Annotated in this window: 14 protein-coding genes; 4 read left to right on the top strand and 10 right to left on the bottom strand. The window is 45.4% G+C overall.

Going from position 1 to position 14,802, the window contains the following annotated elements; all coding sequences use genetic code 11:
* Positions 1 to 354: 354 nt before the first annotated feature.
* The 5 genes from QF049_RS24670 to QF049_RS24650 all read right to left on the bottom strand — a co-directional run bounded on the left by QF049_RS24670 (position 355) and on the right by QF049_RS24650 (position 5,203).
* A complete protein-coding gene (locus QF049_RS24670) occupies positions 355 to 1,530 on the bottom strand; it encodes an acyltransferase (RefSeq protein WP_307541318.1) in 1,176 nt (391 codons plus the stop codon).
* 281 nt (positions 1,531 to 1,811) lie between these two features.
* The gene (locus tag QF049_RS24665; RefSeq protein WP_307541316.1) at positions 1,812 to 3,158 is read right to left on the bottom strand and encodes a cryptochrome/photolyase family protein; all 1,347 of its coding nucleotides are present in this window, start codon (positions 3,156 to 3,158) and stop codon (positions 1,812 to 1,814) included.
* Between the two features lie 36 nt (positions 3,159 to 3,194).
* Positions 3,195 to 4,004: an AfsR/SARP family transcriptional regulator gene (locus QF049_RS24660; protein WP_307541314.1), complete on the bottom strand. Its 810-nt coding sequence runs from the start codon at positions 4,002 to 4,004 to the stop codon at positions 3,195 to 3,197.
* Positions 4,004 to 4,534: a hypothetical protein gene (locus QF049_RS24655; protein ID WP_307541313.1), complete on the bottom strand. Its 531-nt coding sequence runs from the start codon at positions 4,532 to 4,534 to the stop codon at positions 4,004 to 4,006. The genes QF049_RS24660 and QF049_RS24655 overlap by 1 nt, the downstream gene beginning before the upstream one ends.
* A 240-nt stretch (positions 4,535 to 4,774) precedes the next feature.
* Positions 4,775 to 5,203, bottom strand: coding sequence for an SRPBCC family protein (locus QF049_RS24650; protein WP_307541311.1), 429 nt, complete (start codon positions 5,201 to 5,203; stop codon positions 4,775 to 4,777).
* Between the two features lie 227 nt (positions 5,204 to 5,430).
* On the opposite strand from QF049_RS24650, the gene QF049_RS24645 reads away from it, so the two are divergent.
* Entirely contained in the window at positions 5,431 to 6,198 is a 768-nt protein-coding gene (locus tag QF049_RS24645) for a class I SAM-dependent methyltransferase (RefSeq protein WP_307541309.1), read from the top strand.
* Between the two features lie 244 nt (positions 6,199 to 6,442).
* On the opposite strand, the gene QF049_RS24640 is transcribed toward QF049_RS24645, so the two are convergent.
* Together QF049_RS24640 and QF049_RS24635 are read right to left on the bottom strand one after the other, a co-directional pair.
* Entirely contained in the window at positions 6,443 to 7,477 is a 1,035-nt protein-coding gene (locus QF049_RS24640; protein WP_307541307.1) for an NADH:flavin oxidoreductase/NADH oxidase, read from the bottom strand.
* Positions 7,478 to 7,525: 48 nt separating this feature from the next.
* On the bottom strand, positions 7,526 to 7,717 hold the full coding sequence (locus QF049_RS24635; protein WP_307541305.1) for a tautomerase family protein: 192 nt from the start codon (positions 7,715 to 7,717) through the stop codon (positions 7,526 to 7,528).
* Between the two features lie 411 nt (positions 7,718 to 8,128).
* Here QF049_RS24635 and pepT point away from each other — a divergent pair, with 411 nt between their 5' ends.
* Positions 8,129 to 9,367: a peptidase T gene (gene pepT, locus QF049_RS24630; RefSeq protein ID WP_307541303.1), complete on the top strand. Its 1,239-nt coding sequence runs from the start codon at positions 8,129 to 8,131 to the stop codon at positions 9,365 to 9,367.
* A gap of 136 nt (positions 9,368 to 9,503) precedes the next feature.
* Here the strand turns inward: pepT and QF049_RS24625 are convergent, their stop codons facing one another.
* Positions 9,504 to 10,196 carry a Crp/Fnr family transcriptional regulator gene (locus QF049_RS24625; RefSeq protein ID WP_307541301.1) on the bottom strand — a complete coding sequence of 231 codons (693 nt, stop codon included), beginning with the start codon at positions 10,194 to 10,196 and terminating at the stop codon, positions 9,504 to 9,506.
* A 283-nt stretch (positions 10,197 to 10,479) separates the two neighbouring features.
* Here QF049_RS24625 and QF049_RS24620 point away from each other — a divergent pair, with 283 nt between their 5' ends.
* Positions 10,480 to 11,319, top strand: coding sequence for a methyl-accepting chemotaxis protein (locus tag QF049_RS24620; RefSeq protein ID WP_307541298.1), 840 nt, complete (start codon positions 10,480 to 10,482; stop codon positions 11,317 to 11,319).
* 148 nt (positions 11,320 to 11,467) lie between these two features.
* Here the strand turns inward: QF049_RS24620 and QF049_RS24615 are convergent, their stop codons facing one another.
* Positions 11,468 to 12,904 carry an alanine/glycine:cation symporter family protein gene (locus QF049_RS24615; RefSeq protein ID WP_307541296.1) on the bottom strand — a complete coding sequence of 479 codons (1,437 nt, stop codon included), beginning with the start codon at positions 12,902 to 12,904 and terminating at the stop codon, positions 11,468 to 11,470.
* Positions 12,905 to 13,234: 330 nt separating this feature from the next.
* Here QF049_RS24615 and QF049_RS24610 point away from each other — a divergent pair, with 330 nt between their 5' ends.
* A complete protein-coding gene (locus QF049_RS24610; protein WP_307543409.1) occupies positions 13,235 to 14,164 on the top strand; it encodes a response regulator in 930 nt (309 codons plus the stop codon).
* A 173-nt stretch (positions 14,165 to 14,337) separates the two neighbouring features.
* Here QF049_RS24610 and QF049_RS24605 read toward each other — a convergent pair whose 3' ends face one another.
* Positions 14,338 to 14,514, bottom strand: coding sequence for an aspartyl-phosphate phosphatase Spo0E family protein (locus QF049_RS24605; RefSeq protein WP_091012492.1), 177 nt, complete (start codon positions 14,512 to 14,514; stop codon positions 14,338 to 14,340).
* Positions 14,515 to 14,802 lie beyond the last annotated feature (288 nt).

Raw genomic sequence — 14,802 nt, 5'->3', positions numbered from 1 at the left:
CCGGTTTCTTTCTATTGTATCACATCTGCTCGCGAACACCCTCATGGCCAAAGGCCTGATAATCTTTCGAATTGTACTCCTGAGTCTGTTCACTGCATTCGTGGAGAATGTGTTCCACATATTCCAATATATCTTGCATCGGTCTCCCGCATTTTTCGCATGTTGTCATTATATTCACCTTAATCCTGTTATCCATAATGTATTATCGTTCCGCCTTATGATTACCCCTCAACCATGAAAAAGAAACACTCGTTCCCCACATCCCGCATATCTGTATAGACGAAAAAACCGCTCCCTGCTCTCCCCTAAGGTCGACCAAGAAACGGTTTATTATTCCTGTGTTGGAAATACATCTTAACGAACGTCCAGTTGGCCCGAGTTCTGTTGTGGGACGAAACGTGGTTTGGGTTTTGGCAGATTGCCAAAGATGACCCATGCATATGGAACAAACCTTGCCGTCAATCCAACGACGATCCACGAAGCGATTAGAGCTACACCGAATCCTCCGGCATACCATAGATGCACTAACCAGGAGACTCCTGTTTGCGGTGGAAATTCACGATACACCAGCAGGAAGAAGGGATGGATCAGATAGATCCCAAACGACAGAGCTCCAAGCCGGTTTAGCGGCTTCACGATCAGTGATGGTCCTTTGCGATAGAGCAGATAAGCGACCTGGATCAGGACCAACGCACAAGCGAAGGTATGAACATTCCAGAAGAATTCATACCATAGTGTGTTATACGTTGCGATCTTCAGACGCAGCAGATAATAGATATACACATGGCCAAGTCCAGCAATAATCCATACCGCCCAGAGCAGAATCCATGAAGCTACGTGTCCTTTGGTTGCATTGGCCCGACTGATGACAAACCATTGCTTGATTTTAGGGAAATATACCCCGATAAAAGCACCCAGCATGAAATAAGAGAAGTACGAGAAAGCCCAGCTTCCCTTGTTGGGTACCTGGAATCCATATTTATTACTTACGATGAATGCCCATTGAATCAATAGCCCAATCGGAACAGACCATTTCACCACAGAAGGATATTTCTTAAGCAACCATAACACCAACGGGAATAACAGATAAAATTGCATGTTAATAAACACAAAGTACAGATGTGTATAGGCCTTACCTGTAAACAATTTCGTGATAAAACTTACTGCCGATTCGCCGAAAGGTCGGCCCTGATAATGCGTGAAATGCAGCAACACAAAATACATTAATGAAAACAGGAAATACGGGAGCAAAATATACACAAATCTTTTCTTGTAAAAATTACTTACGAGTTTCTTATCCAGCGGACGGGAATAATAGTTATAGAACAGTACAAAACTGCTCATAAAAATAAAGGTTGGCGTACCATATTTCATAAAGATATTAATAAAGTTGTACAGCCAGTAGTAGCCTGAACCCGTCATGTCCACCGTCGCATAGGACGTGGAATGCACGCACAGTACGCCGATAATTGCCATGGCACGCACCAGATTCAGCTCTGGGATTCGCTCTCTTTTCAGTGTTTCACTCATGTTTACGTTTCTCCTTAATGTGTTCGTCAATATGTCAGATATGACTTAATACAATAAAGCTCTCTATCTATTAAAAGCCATAATGCTTAAGATGGATAGTCCATTTTCTTAACAATTCCTAAATTTTCAACACATTTCACACTATTTTCATGTCTATATATGTAAAAAAGACCGCGAGTACGCGGTCTGTAGAACATCCTGCTCTCAACCAAATGAATATTGGATCAACCGGATGAGAATGGTAAATTTGGGTTTGGGCATGATCACGCCCCTGACTGAGTCTACTTTCCACGACTCGCCAGAATCTGTTTATACACGTCAATAGCTGCCTGTCTCGATGCCTTCAGATCAACAATGGCATCCTTGCGCGGCTGATGGATGTCCTTGCTGTGCAGATCCTTCAATTCGGGTAACCACTTGCGAATATAATCACCTTGCGGATCATATTTCTCGGATTGCGTTACTGGATTGTTCACCCGAAAATATGGAGCCGCATTCTCACCAAGCGAAGCACACCATAACCAGTTACCACGGTTTTGAATGTTATCATAGTCACTCAGCTTGCGCCTGAAATAAGCTTCACCCAAGGTGAATGGGCATTGCAGGTTTTTGGTGAGAAACATCGCCGTGAGAATCCGCAGCCGGTTTGGCATATGTCCGGTTTCATTCAGTTCCGTCATCGCTGCATCAATAATCGGAATGCCTGTCTCCGCCTTGCACCACCGTTCAAAGTGATCATTATGGAGAGCCGAGAGATCGTACACCTTTTCATATGTAAAATAGTGACTCTCATAAACTGCACGATACAGATAGAAGTCGCGGAAGCACAACTGCCTGATCCATTCCCCCGCTTCTGCCGTGCGACTCGCCGCATCATACATTTTGCGAATGGATACAGCCCCCACAGCCACGTAAGAACTGAGATGACTTGGCTCGTAAGCCTCATATTCGTCCCGATGATCCCCATATTCAGCAATTCGATCCGACAAAAATTGATCCAATAGCAGATGCGGGTCCTCGTCACTCGAACCACTGCCCTCCAGCAACTCCGGAGGTACCTCCATTGCATTCGGCCATTCAATCTGACGATCACTCACCTTCAGCTCTGCAACCGTTGTTGCCGAAGGAGGGTTGGGATGTTCATTCATGAAGTCCACCCACCGCCGATGAAAAGCCGCAAATACCTTATATGGCTCCGACTTGCCTGTAAAATTGGCAAATCCATTTAGATCCATCAGCAGATGATCCGTCAGTTTTGTGAACGCAATCTCGCGTGCCTCACTGACTTTGCGTATGGCCCTATCCCGCTCGATTGCATATGGCGTCATGTCCCGATGGACCACAATCTCGTCAATCTCACCTTTGAATTCGTTCAGGATGAATTCAACCACTTCAGCCGGATTGCCATAAGCAACATGCAGTTTTCGTTTGGCTTCAAGATAACGTCTGCCTAATTCCGCTGCATGCTGCCTGAAATTCACACCGCTGTGTTCCTTATCTCGGCCTTGCCGCAGGAGGAATGGATCATAGATGAGAACATGTACACTCTCTTCTTGGTGTTCCCGCAAATAATCGAATGCGGCCAGATCATCCGTACGCAAGTCTTTGCGGTGTATGAATAGCTTCATGCCTCACCCTCCTGTCTGAGCTTACGTTACATACATTTATTTGTCCGTCAGGTTCTGATATAACCTGCTTGTTTCGGGCTCCGGCTGATACCCCAGATCCTCATTTAATGTCAATGTAAATGAATGATACAAACGAAGTATGCCTTGCTGATCATCCATGGATGCATACACTTCCATCATGAGTCGGCAGATTTCTTCCGAATAAGGCTCCCGTTCCTGCAATATCGTTAATTGCTCAATCGCTTCCTTGCCACGCCCAAGTTCCATGTCCCATCTCGCGATATCCATAACCAGCGCTGTATACTTGCGTCTGAGTTCCCTTGCTTTGGCCTGTGCCCAACGATAGTCATGCTCTTCCAGATAATCGCCACGATAAAGCGGAATCATATGTCTCAAGTCTTCGATATTGTCTGATGTGATGACGTTGTAGACCATGGATTTTTCAAATTGATCCACATCACTTACCAGATTGCCTGATAACAGACGATAACGGTTCATATTGTACTCCAGCTTGCCTGTCATGTTCCATTCCCTAAGCAGCTTTCGAATCTGGTACACGGAAGTATGTAGATGGGTTAATCCCTTTTCCTGGGAAACATCACCCCATAGCTTATCCAGCAGAATCTCCTTGCTTACCCATTCTTCCCTGTGATGAAACAAAAAAGCAAACAATTCCTGTGATTTGGTTGTGCGCCACTTATGTTTCTTGGCACCCAGATCCAAACTTCTGTAGATATCCAGATGTTTGAACGTTAGCAGACCCGGAACTTCAGTATCCAACTCCACAGGTACAGGTTCCGATCCCTGTACCTCGGCGGTGGCTGCAACTTGGGAATTATGCGACATTATGCCCGCGATTTGATCAAAGGGCCATTCATCTCCGACATTCCAATGTCCAAAAATACAACATCTGTCGCCTTCGTCTTTCCTGGCAGGCCTTTGCCGCCAATCTCTTTACCATCGATAAATACCCGGTGAGCCATGCGTATATTCTTCGTGCGTATGCCATAATCGTTTTTCGTCGTTCGGGGTGTAAGCTGGACTTGCACATGATAGGTTCCATACCCATGTGCTTGCCCGAGAGATTTGTTCCATCGGGCCGGAACCTGAGTGCCAGACGTAGCCAGCAATGGCTTGCGACCAGATACACTTGCTTCAATATCTGCCGGGCTCAGTAACTGCCCAGGGTAGAAATCCCAGACTCCCTTTAAAGAAGCTGCACCTTTGCGATCAAAGTCCCATTCGGTCAGGTTAATTTTCCCATCCATAGCTTGGGGGTTACCCCGCTCGCTAATTAACGTCTGGGCAAGCCAGCCCAGCGGAACAATGACAATGCATATGAAACTTATGGTCAGCATAATCCAGTGTTTTCTCATCTATGTATTCCTTCCATCCACAATGGCGAGAGACGTCTAATTTTGTCGATTTATCACTATAATTCATGTTACACGTTTCTGGTGCTCACGGAAATAGTTTCCGTATCATAATCGGTCAACTTCTTTATAATTTGAAGGATTTCTATCTGTTTCCGCCAGCTCTTGGTACACCAAGAAACCCCAGGCCGAATTTCACCGGAATGAACGGGCGAAATGGCCTGGGGTTGATTGAATGAAGATTTATTTAACAACTTGGGCAAGCTTCTGAACGATTCCGGTCCATCCCTGTTCCATACGTTCGCGTACGATAGCGTGGGCCTGTCCAAACTCGGTCAGTTTATCCGCATCCCAACCGCTGTGAATCAGTGTGAAATCCGTACCTTCGGGCTGTTCATTCAGTTGGAACGTCAACGTCCAGTCCTTACCCCAGCGAAATGACAGCTTGTGCAGCGGTAGAACTTCCATCACCTGACATGGTGATTGACCGAAGGGGCCTGCTTCCAATATAAACTCGTGCCCTTCCACGGGTTCCAGATTGCCTGGCATGAACCAAGCCTCCAGTCCTTGCGCGGTCGAGACCATCTCCCATACCTTCTCTACAGGTGCATGGAGCACAAGTTCCTGCCGGATATCCGGCAGTGCACTTGATGAACTTGATGATGAATCCATTCGAATCACCTCCTTATACATTTCATTTCGTATAACTACCCGGATAGAAGTTGACCTCCGCTTTATACCCACCCTATAATTGGAACATATTACATAAAAGGTGCGTGATTCCTATGATAGTCTGCTCTGAAAATTCCAATTCCAACCGTTGCCGGAAGGGATAATCTTAACGAGTTCCCTTCCACGTTTGCAATTCATTATATCAAAATGTGGGGGACACCTATACTATGTCATTCAGTTATTACGGTCCATTATGCACCGCCGTTTATGATCTAACGAAACCTGTGGGTCACTCCTTGGGAGGAGACATTGAATTCTATCGCCATTATCTTCAGCGCTGCAAAGGACGTATCCTTGAAGCCATGTCGGGATCAGGCCGAGTGCTCATTCCTTTGCTTGAAGCAGGCTTGAAGGTGGATGGAATTGATTATTCAACCGATATGATCAACTCTTGCCGTTCTCGTTGTATGGAGCGGGCATTACCCATGCCTGAACTGTTCGTTGCCGATCTGGAGAAGCTTGACCTTCCATATCGATACGAGGCAATTATCATTCCCGGAGGTTCTTTGCTCCTCATCCAAGACAGACAGGCGTCGATTAACGTATTACGTAATCTATTTCAGCATTTAGAACCTGGCGGCAGGCTCGTTTTTGATCTGTTTCTGCCCGATGTGACACAACCCTCTTCTGTGGAAACATCAACCGTTTCATTACCCGATGGCGATACAATCACGGTAGAAGTGAAAACCATTGAAGTGAACCTTCTTCAACAGTACAAAGTGAGTCTGATCCGCTACGAACAATGGCATCAGGGTTCTCTTGTTGCTACGGAGCTGCAACAACTCACTCTACGTTGGTACGGCATAGAAGAGTTACGCCTAATTCTTGAAAACATTGGTTTCTCTGACATTAAAGTGTACGCCGACTTTAACCCTGATCAGCCACCCACACAGTCGAATCAAAAATTCGTATATGAAGCAACTCGAAGAGCGTAGCCATCCAAAATCAGGCCACAGCATGAGGTTTACCCCATGCTGTGGCCTTTTTTTACTTTATAAAATTTGCAATAACATTTACACGAAAACGAAGAGGACAGAAATAACATGAAGAAGCGAAGAGTTCGCCTTTATCCTCAGATTTTCACCTTTGAAAAAGTGAATCCAAAAATCTGGGGATAACAGCGATCGGAAGGTTATTCTGTCATCGGAGTGGTAAGTGTAAATATAAATTTAGAGCAAATTAGTATCCACGAGAATATTGCTCCGCAATGGCAGCTTGATCCTTGCTGACACCCAGTTCCAGAGCGGCATGGTTCGCCCAGTACGGATCACGCAGCATGCCTCTGCCCACGGCAACCAGATCCGCGTCGCCGTTTCCAATCACCGCCTGAGCCAATGCTGCATCCTCCAGCATACCCACTGCGATGACAGGAACGTTAAGTTCTTCACGGAAGCGACGGGCAAATGGTACCTGATACCCTGGATAGTTCCCCGGTTTCCGCTGTCCGGAAGGTCCTTCGCCACCTGAACTGATATGGAACATGTCCACGCCTGCCTCTTGGTAGGCACGAGCGATATTGATGGTGTGGTCGATATCATACCCGCCATCCGCGTATTCGACAGCTGAAACCCGCATAATCAGTGGCATGTCTGCTGGCATTTCTTTTTTCACTGCCCGAATGACTTCAACGCCGAAACGGGACAGATCCTGCCCATATACATCCTCACGATGGTTCATCAGCGGGGAATGGAACTGGTGGATCAGGTATCCGTGTGCGCCATGCAGCTCAATGGTATCCACTCCAGCCTGTACTGCGCGGCGAACACCGTCTGCGAACTTCTGCACCATAGCTTCTACCTCTTCCGTGCTTAACGCACGCGGCTCCTTGTACTTTTCTCCCGGGAATGTGACTACCGAAGGAGCAACCGGCTGCGCTGCATCCTCTGCTTTTCGTCCCGCATGTGCGATCTGAATGGCTACTTTGGAGCCGTAGGCATGAATTCCATCTACAAGTTTGGTGAAGGCAGGCACATGCTCATCTGACCATATACCCAAGTCATTATCCGTAATACGACCATCCGGATCTACATCGGTCATCTCGATCACGATGAGTCCTGTTCCTCCAACCGCACGGCTCACATAGTGAACCTGATGCCAATCGTTTGGAATACCATCCTTCGCAGTGACAGAATATTGGCACATCGGTGCCATGACGACACGGTTATTTAATTGCAGACTCTTGAATTGATAAGGGGAAAATAATTGTTCAGTCATTAATGTTACATCTCCTGTTCCATGATCATGATATATATAAAACCTTACTTATTTGTCTAAGTCCGAAAACAGTTTTCCGTTCTTGCCGTAATTGTCCTTCTCCAAATCCTCAATGAAGATAAAGACCTTGCTCGGATCAACATCCAGTGTCTCACAAGCCACCTGAGTCATACGTTCAATCAACTGACGTTTCTGCTCAGTCGACTTGCCTTCCAATACCTTAACAGTGATAAATGGCATGCCTAGAACCCATCCTTTCTTCATCATTTATTATGAACCTGACGTATGGAAACACAAGTACGTACATTTTTGTGCCTTGGTACCCTTTTTGATACCTAATCATCCTCATATTTCGGTTCTGCCCCATTCTGGAAATGACTGCAAAACATGATATGATAACCATAGAGAACCACAATAATTACTATACCCAATTTACATAAGTTGTGACTAACGGTTACACGATAACGGAGAGGGCAGAAATAACCTGTAGAAGCGGAGCGTTCGCCTTTATCCTCAGATTTTCACCTTTGTAAAAGTGGATCAAAAAATCTGGGGATAACAGGGATCAGAAGGTTATTCTGGCCTCGTAGTGGATCAGTGTAAAACAAGTAGTTCAACTTATATACTACTCAAGCTAGGGAGAGATTATAGATGAAAGATATATTAATTCAAAGACTGAGTACTTATGTTCAGATGGACACCCAATCCGATGAAAATAGTGAGACATGCCCTTCCACATCCGGCCAGCTGGAATTGGGCAAACTACTCGTGGAAGAATGTAACTCCATTGGTCTACAGGAAGTAACAATGGATGAGAACGGTTATGTCATGGCTACATTGCCGTCCAATACCGACAAGGATGTTCCCGTGATCGGTTTCCTGGCTCACCTTGATACAGCTACTGACTTTACAGGTAAAGATGTTAAACCGCAGGTTATCGATAACTATGACGGTGGTGACATTGTTCTGAATTCGGAACTGGAGGTTGTGCTGTCCAACAAGGATTTCCCGGAACTCCACGAATATAAAGGCCACACGCTGATTACAACGGACGGTACAACGCTGCTTGGGGCAGACAATAAAGCTGGCATTGCCGAGATTATGACGGCGATGGCCTATCTGATTGAGCACCCGGAAGTGAAACACGGTAAGATTCGGGTTGCATTCACCCCGGATGAAGAGATTGGCCGTGGACCCCACAAATTCGACGTAGCTGCTTTTGGAGCCAAATATGCTTACACGGTCGACGGTGGACCCCTTGGCGAGCTGGAATACGAAAGCTTTAACGCAGCTGCCGCTAAAATTACAGTACAAGGCACTAATGTGCATCCCGGAACAGCGAAGGACAAAATGGTGAACTCTCTGAAAATCGCGATGGAATTGAACCGACGCCTGCCTGCAGAGGAAGCTCCCGAATTCACGGATGGTTATGATGGGTTCTACCATCTGTTGTCCATGGAGGGTGACGTTGAGCTGACGAAGATGAGCTACATCATCCGTGATTTTGACCGGGAAAAGTTTGAAGAGCGCAAAACAAATCTATTGAATATCGCGAACGAACTGAAGACCAAGTATGGAGAGAAAAGCATCACGGTTGAATTGAATGACCAGTACTATAACATGCGTGAAAAAATTGAACCCGTACGCCAGATCGTCGACATTGCCCATGAAGCCATGACACGACTGGACATCGAACCTGTTATCCGCCCCATCCGGGGAGGAACAGACGGTTCCCAACTATCCTATATGGGCATGCCAACACCAAATATCTTCACTGGTGGTGAGAACTACCACGGCAAATTTGAATATGTATCGGTAGACAATATGGTGAAGGCCACCCGTGTCATTGTAGAGATCGCTCAATTGTTCGAGCAACGCGGAGATATCTAATTCACTTAAAGTGCAGAGCAAAAAGAGCACCCCTTGGTATATTCGGGAGGGTGCTCTTTGTTGTGCCGTATTGTATTTTGTTGTGTTGCGTTATGTCGCATAGATATGCAGGCTTGGTCTTTATTTTAAAATGCCATCACTCATATATATTGCCTCCTGCGATGACACGCAACTGTTCCAGATCACAGATCACTAGCTTTCGCTGCACTTTGCGAATAATATTTCGATTACACAGATCTTGAACAACTCTATTAAGATGTCTATAGCTGGTGCCCAGCATATCGGCCAGTTCGGTGAGCTTGGAAGTCTGGATCTCTTCCGAAGAAGACTCGTCCTGGCCCATTGTGGACAACAGATAGCTGGCAAATCGGCTCTCGACCGGATATAACATATTCAGACTCGACAGGTTGGAAAAGGTATACAATTTGTGCGTAACTTGACTCAGCATAAAGTGGAGAAATTTAGGGTTCTCTGCATACGAATTCTGGAGAGAGCGGTAGCTGATACCCAGCAGCAGGCTTTTGCTCACAGACTCTACCGTATTCATAGCCTCCTTGCCATTCACCAATTCCAAATCTCCCACAAGCGCAAGTGGTGTACTGAAACGAAGCAACAGAGACTTCCCGTTAGGCAAGGTGGTATAGATCTTGAGCTTGCCCTGCACGAGAAAATACAACCGCTCGGGTCGTTCACCTTTGGCACATATCATCTCGCCCTTCGCAGCCTCAAGCAGTCGCAACTCAGCGAGTGCAGGCTCGTCCAGCACCTGATCCAACCCATTCTCACGGGCGAGTTGCCGCACAAGTCCAAAGTCCATGATTTCTTTCATTCCGACTTCCCCTCCGTTGTCGTATATAACGTATGTAAAAGGACATATGTCCCATAATTAATATACATTCGTACAAATATCTTGATATAAAAATAGTTACAACTAACACTTATATCCAGTAAAACAGTTCAACTGGGAAATATTTTAAAATCTAATCATAAAATGTTCATTCTTTCATGCAAAATGCCGTTCACGAATAGCCATTTCCGTCCGATGAAAGATAGAGCATTCCATAGATCGTTTAAAATAATACATTCAAATATTGAAAGGATGGTCCTCTTCCATGAACGTTGTAGATGCCCTGCTTAAAGTAATGCCTTATATCAGCAAGATCCTTAGAGAACCAGCTAGTTTAACTGTATATGATCACGAAAAGGTATTGGAGGTTATTACCACCGACAAGTTTGACCTTGGTTTTGAAAAAGGAATGCCACTCTTGGAATCGTATCAAAACTTTGCCATCTTAAAAAACGGAAGAGAAGCTACCCTCGCTACTCTCTCTAAGGACGTTTATGGTATCGAACTGGATATTCTGAACATTCCGATCTTTGATGATCACCAGAAAGTTGTTGCTGTTTTCTGTGTATCTTACGACCAATCTAACCAGAACCAACTTGAGGATATTATACAAGAAAATCAAACCATCAATGGTAACCTCGTTGATATGGTGCAGCATGTCGCTGCTCATGCCGAAGAATTGCAAGCAACCAGTGAACAGATCTTGCAGAACACAAGACTTGCTGTTCAGAACTCTTCCCAAATCAACAAAGTAGCCGGGTTCATTCGTGAAATCTCTGAGCAAACCAACTTGCTTGGCCTGAATGCCGCTATTGAAGCCGCTCGTGTTGGTGAAGCTGGTGCCGGCTTCGGTGTGGTTGCTTCCGAAGTACGCAAACTCTCTGTGGATGCCAAACAAGCTACAAGTGATATCGATACCAGTCTGAGAGATGTACAACAGGTCATCAAACAAATGGAAGTTGAAGTCTCCCAGATTGCAGCCTCTTCACAGGAACAAGCAACGCTTGTATCCTCCTTTACGGATGTGATTGAGCAGCTTAATGAAACAGGCGAGCGAATGAAAGCTCTGTCCGAGCAACTGATTAGCTATTCGGTTAATAAATAAATTATATGTATATCCAGATGGACTTCAACTCGTGTGAAGATACATCTTATATGCAACAAACAGGACTCGGGTTGCCCATGATGGATAATCCAAGTCCTGTTTTTTTGTTATGTCCATTGTATATAACCAACGGTATTCAGATGAAATCTTAATTGGCTACATGTATTGATTTATCTCCAATAACTTCTTCTTCCGACTGCCAGCATTCCACTTCACCCGGAATATGAATCCGGTCACGCGTAAAGACGGGGTCACGTCCTTCAGCCTTCTGTTTCTTGTAGTCCTTCAGCGCTTCAAAGGTTACCTTGGATAACATCAGGATGGCAATCAGGTTCACTACAACCATCAGCCCCATGAACAAGTCAGCCAAATCCCACACTAGCTGAACTTTGGCAACTGCGCCAAACACCACCATCGCGATGACGCAAATGCGGTATACCCACAGCCAAACTTTGTTGGATTTGATAAACTCAATGTTGGTTTCTCCGTAGTAATAATTTCCGATTAGTGTACTGAAGGCAAACAGGAATACCATAACCGCTAGGAATCCCGATGCCCATGAACCAATATGTACACTTAATGCAGCCTGAGTTAACTCAATACCACCCAGACTGGAGCCTTTATACACTCCTGATAGCAAAATAATCATGGCGGTGCTTGTACATATCACCAAGGTATCTGTCAGCACGCCAAACGCCTGAATAAGTCCCTGTTTCACCGGATGTGTCGTATCCGCTGTTGCAGCAGCATTCGGGGCACTACCCATGCCTGCCTCATTGGAGAACAATCCGCGTTTCACACCGTTCATCAGTGCAGCGCCCAACGTTCCGCCAGCCACTTGTTCGATGCCGAAGGCACTTTTCACAATTAACGCAATCATGGCCGGAAACTGGGTAATGTTTGCCAGCACCACAAAAGCCGCCACCCCAATGTACAATACAGCAAGCACAACGACGATGTATTCCGACGCTTTTGCAATACGTTTGACACCGCCCATAATAATTCCTGCAAATACCACAGCCATAATGATACCCACCGTTAACCGATCCGTGCCAAATGAGTTCTCAAATGCAACGGTAATCGTGTTAGACTGCACCGCATTAAAGACCAAACCAAATGAAAGCGTAATGAGAACGGCAAATAAAATCCCCATCCAGCGTTTGCCCAACCCACGTTCCATATAATACGCCGGACCCCCACGGAATCCACCTTTATCCTTCACTTTATAGATCTGGGCCAACGTACTCTCCACAAAACTGGAGGCTGACCCGATAATTGCAATGATCCACATCCAGAATATAGCACCAGGTCCCCCCAGTGCGATAGCCAGTGCAATACCGGTAATATTCCCTGTACCTACACGGGCCGCCATACTAATACAGAACGCCTGAAAAGGTGAAATTTTGCCTGGTTCCTTGCTTTTCGGCTCTAGAAGCACCTTCACCATATCTCCAATCATGCGGAATTGCATGAACCGGGTCTTGGTGGTGAAGTATATACCACATACTACCAATAGTATAATTAACACTTTGGACCATAGAAAATCATTGAAAATGCCGACAATATCTTGTATTGTTTGCTCCATCGGTATGCCCCTTTTTATGATGAATTTCAAGTACAGAGATGAGTCACGTGAAAAGTTTGTACCATTCTGCACAACACTAGCCCCAGACTTCGGGATGTTACTTATACTACAAGGGCATCTACGGAAATCGACAGATACCTACATGCAATTTATACATTTATTTTAAAAATGGGCTTTGATCGCCCAATCATTGTCATTTAACCTGACATGTCAGGTTCTATGCAAGAAGGAAAGGAACGATTACACTGGAACGAGAGTTCATGGCGGACTTAACCGCCTTTACCATAGATTTATCAATCACACCATTCGCAGAGAAAGGGAATGACTGACATGCGTTATTTTATCGTGGATGATGATCCTGGCGTTCGTTCCATGTTGATGGATATTATTGAGGATGAAGGCCTTGGCGATATTGCCGGGGAAGCTGAGGACGGAGCACATATTCACGCGGAACTGTTGGAACTGCATAAGGTGGATGTACTGCTGATTGATCTGCTGATGCCCCAACGAGACGGGATTCAGACTGTGCGAGCGCTTGAAGGAAGGTTCGAGGGCAAGATCGTCATGATCTCCCAGATCGAGTCGAAAAATATGATCGGAGAAGCCTATTCACTAGGCATTGAATATTATATTACGAAGCCGATTAACCGGTTAGAGATTCTATCTGTTCTGCGGCTGGTGAGCGAAAGGCTTCGAATGCAGCAATCCATCGCAGATATTCAGCGGACGTTACAGGGCTTGTCCGGTTTGCATCCTAACGAGCGCACTGCTGCTCCGGTTCCGGACAAAACAATTACGACAGCAGGACACTTCCTGCTGTCTGAGATGGGCATGATCGGCGAAGCGGGCAGCAGGGATCTGCTGGACATGCTGGAATATCTGGAGCAGGTAGAGACAGATGAGCATAAGCTGTCCCCCTATACGTTCCCGTCTCTCAAAGACATCTTTCAGAACGTAGCGATACGCAAGCTGGGAGAGAACGCCACACTTGCAGAGATTAACAAGGAGATCAAGGCATCGGAACAACGTGTTCGCAGGGCCATCTTCCAGACGCTGAGCCATGTGGTTTCTCTGGGATTAACAGATTATACACATCCCAAGTTCGAGAACTATGCATCCAAATTTTTCGATTTTACCGAAATTCGCAAGAAAATGCTGGAGCTGCAAAACAATGTGGAGCCTTCCTTGTCCCAGACACGCATTAATACAAAAAAGTTCGTACAGGTATTATATTTGGAAGCCAAACGGTTGCTGCATTAAACAGATGCATGATGGATACGATGCAAAAACAAACGGGCATGAATATTACGCCGGTAGGATACCGCCTCTTTAACTGAGGCTGTCCATACCGGCTATATTCATGCCCGTCTGTACGATCAAGCGTTACAATCTATGTGATTTGTTCCATGTATAAAATTAAAATCGCTTTGGGTTCAGGCCCGTGAATGGTTTCGGCTAATTCGGTTATACTCATTAATCAATTCGTCCAATGCCATAGACTGCCGAATCACATCGGGATGCCCAAGACCACCCTTGTTATGCTCTACCAGCATATGAAGGTTATGTCTGGCCTTTTCTATTTTAATTTTCAAATCCAAACTCATAACCATGACCCCTGATACCTCCTTATTCTGTGAACCATTTTAGTTTTTCCTGTCAATCTATAGTTGGATTAACATATGGCATAGGAGACAAGGATGTTTTGTATTCTTCTCCAAATTTTGATAAAGATTATTTTATCACACAAGAGCTTATCCGAAAATGGCTGATATGACGCAATTTTAGTGGTATTATCGAGGGTTGGATTTTAGCGTCTGGCCCCATCATTCACTGCCAGAACGGATTGTGTCGTAAATGTGTATATTGAAAAAACCAAAAGTCTATTGGTTCAAAAGGTA

Origin of the sequence: Paenibacillus sp. W4I10 (genome assembly GCF_030816325.1) — a bacterium.
In the GTDB taxonomy this organism is placed as follows: Bacteria; Bacillota; Bacilli; order Paenibacillales; family Paenibacillaceae; genus Paenibacillus; species Paenibacillus amylolyticus_B.
This window is presented reverse-complemented; position numbering and strand designations above follow the sequence as displayed.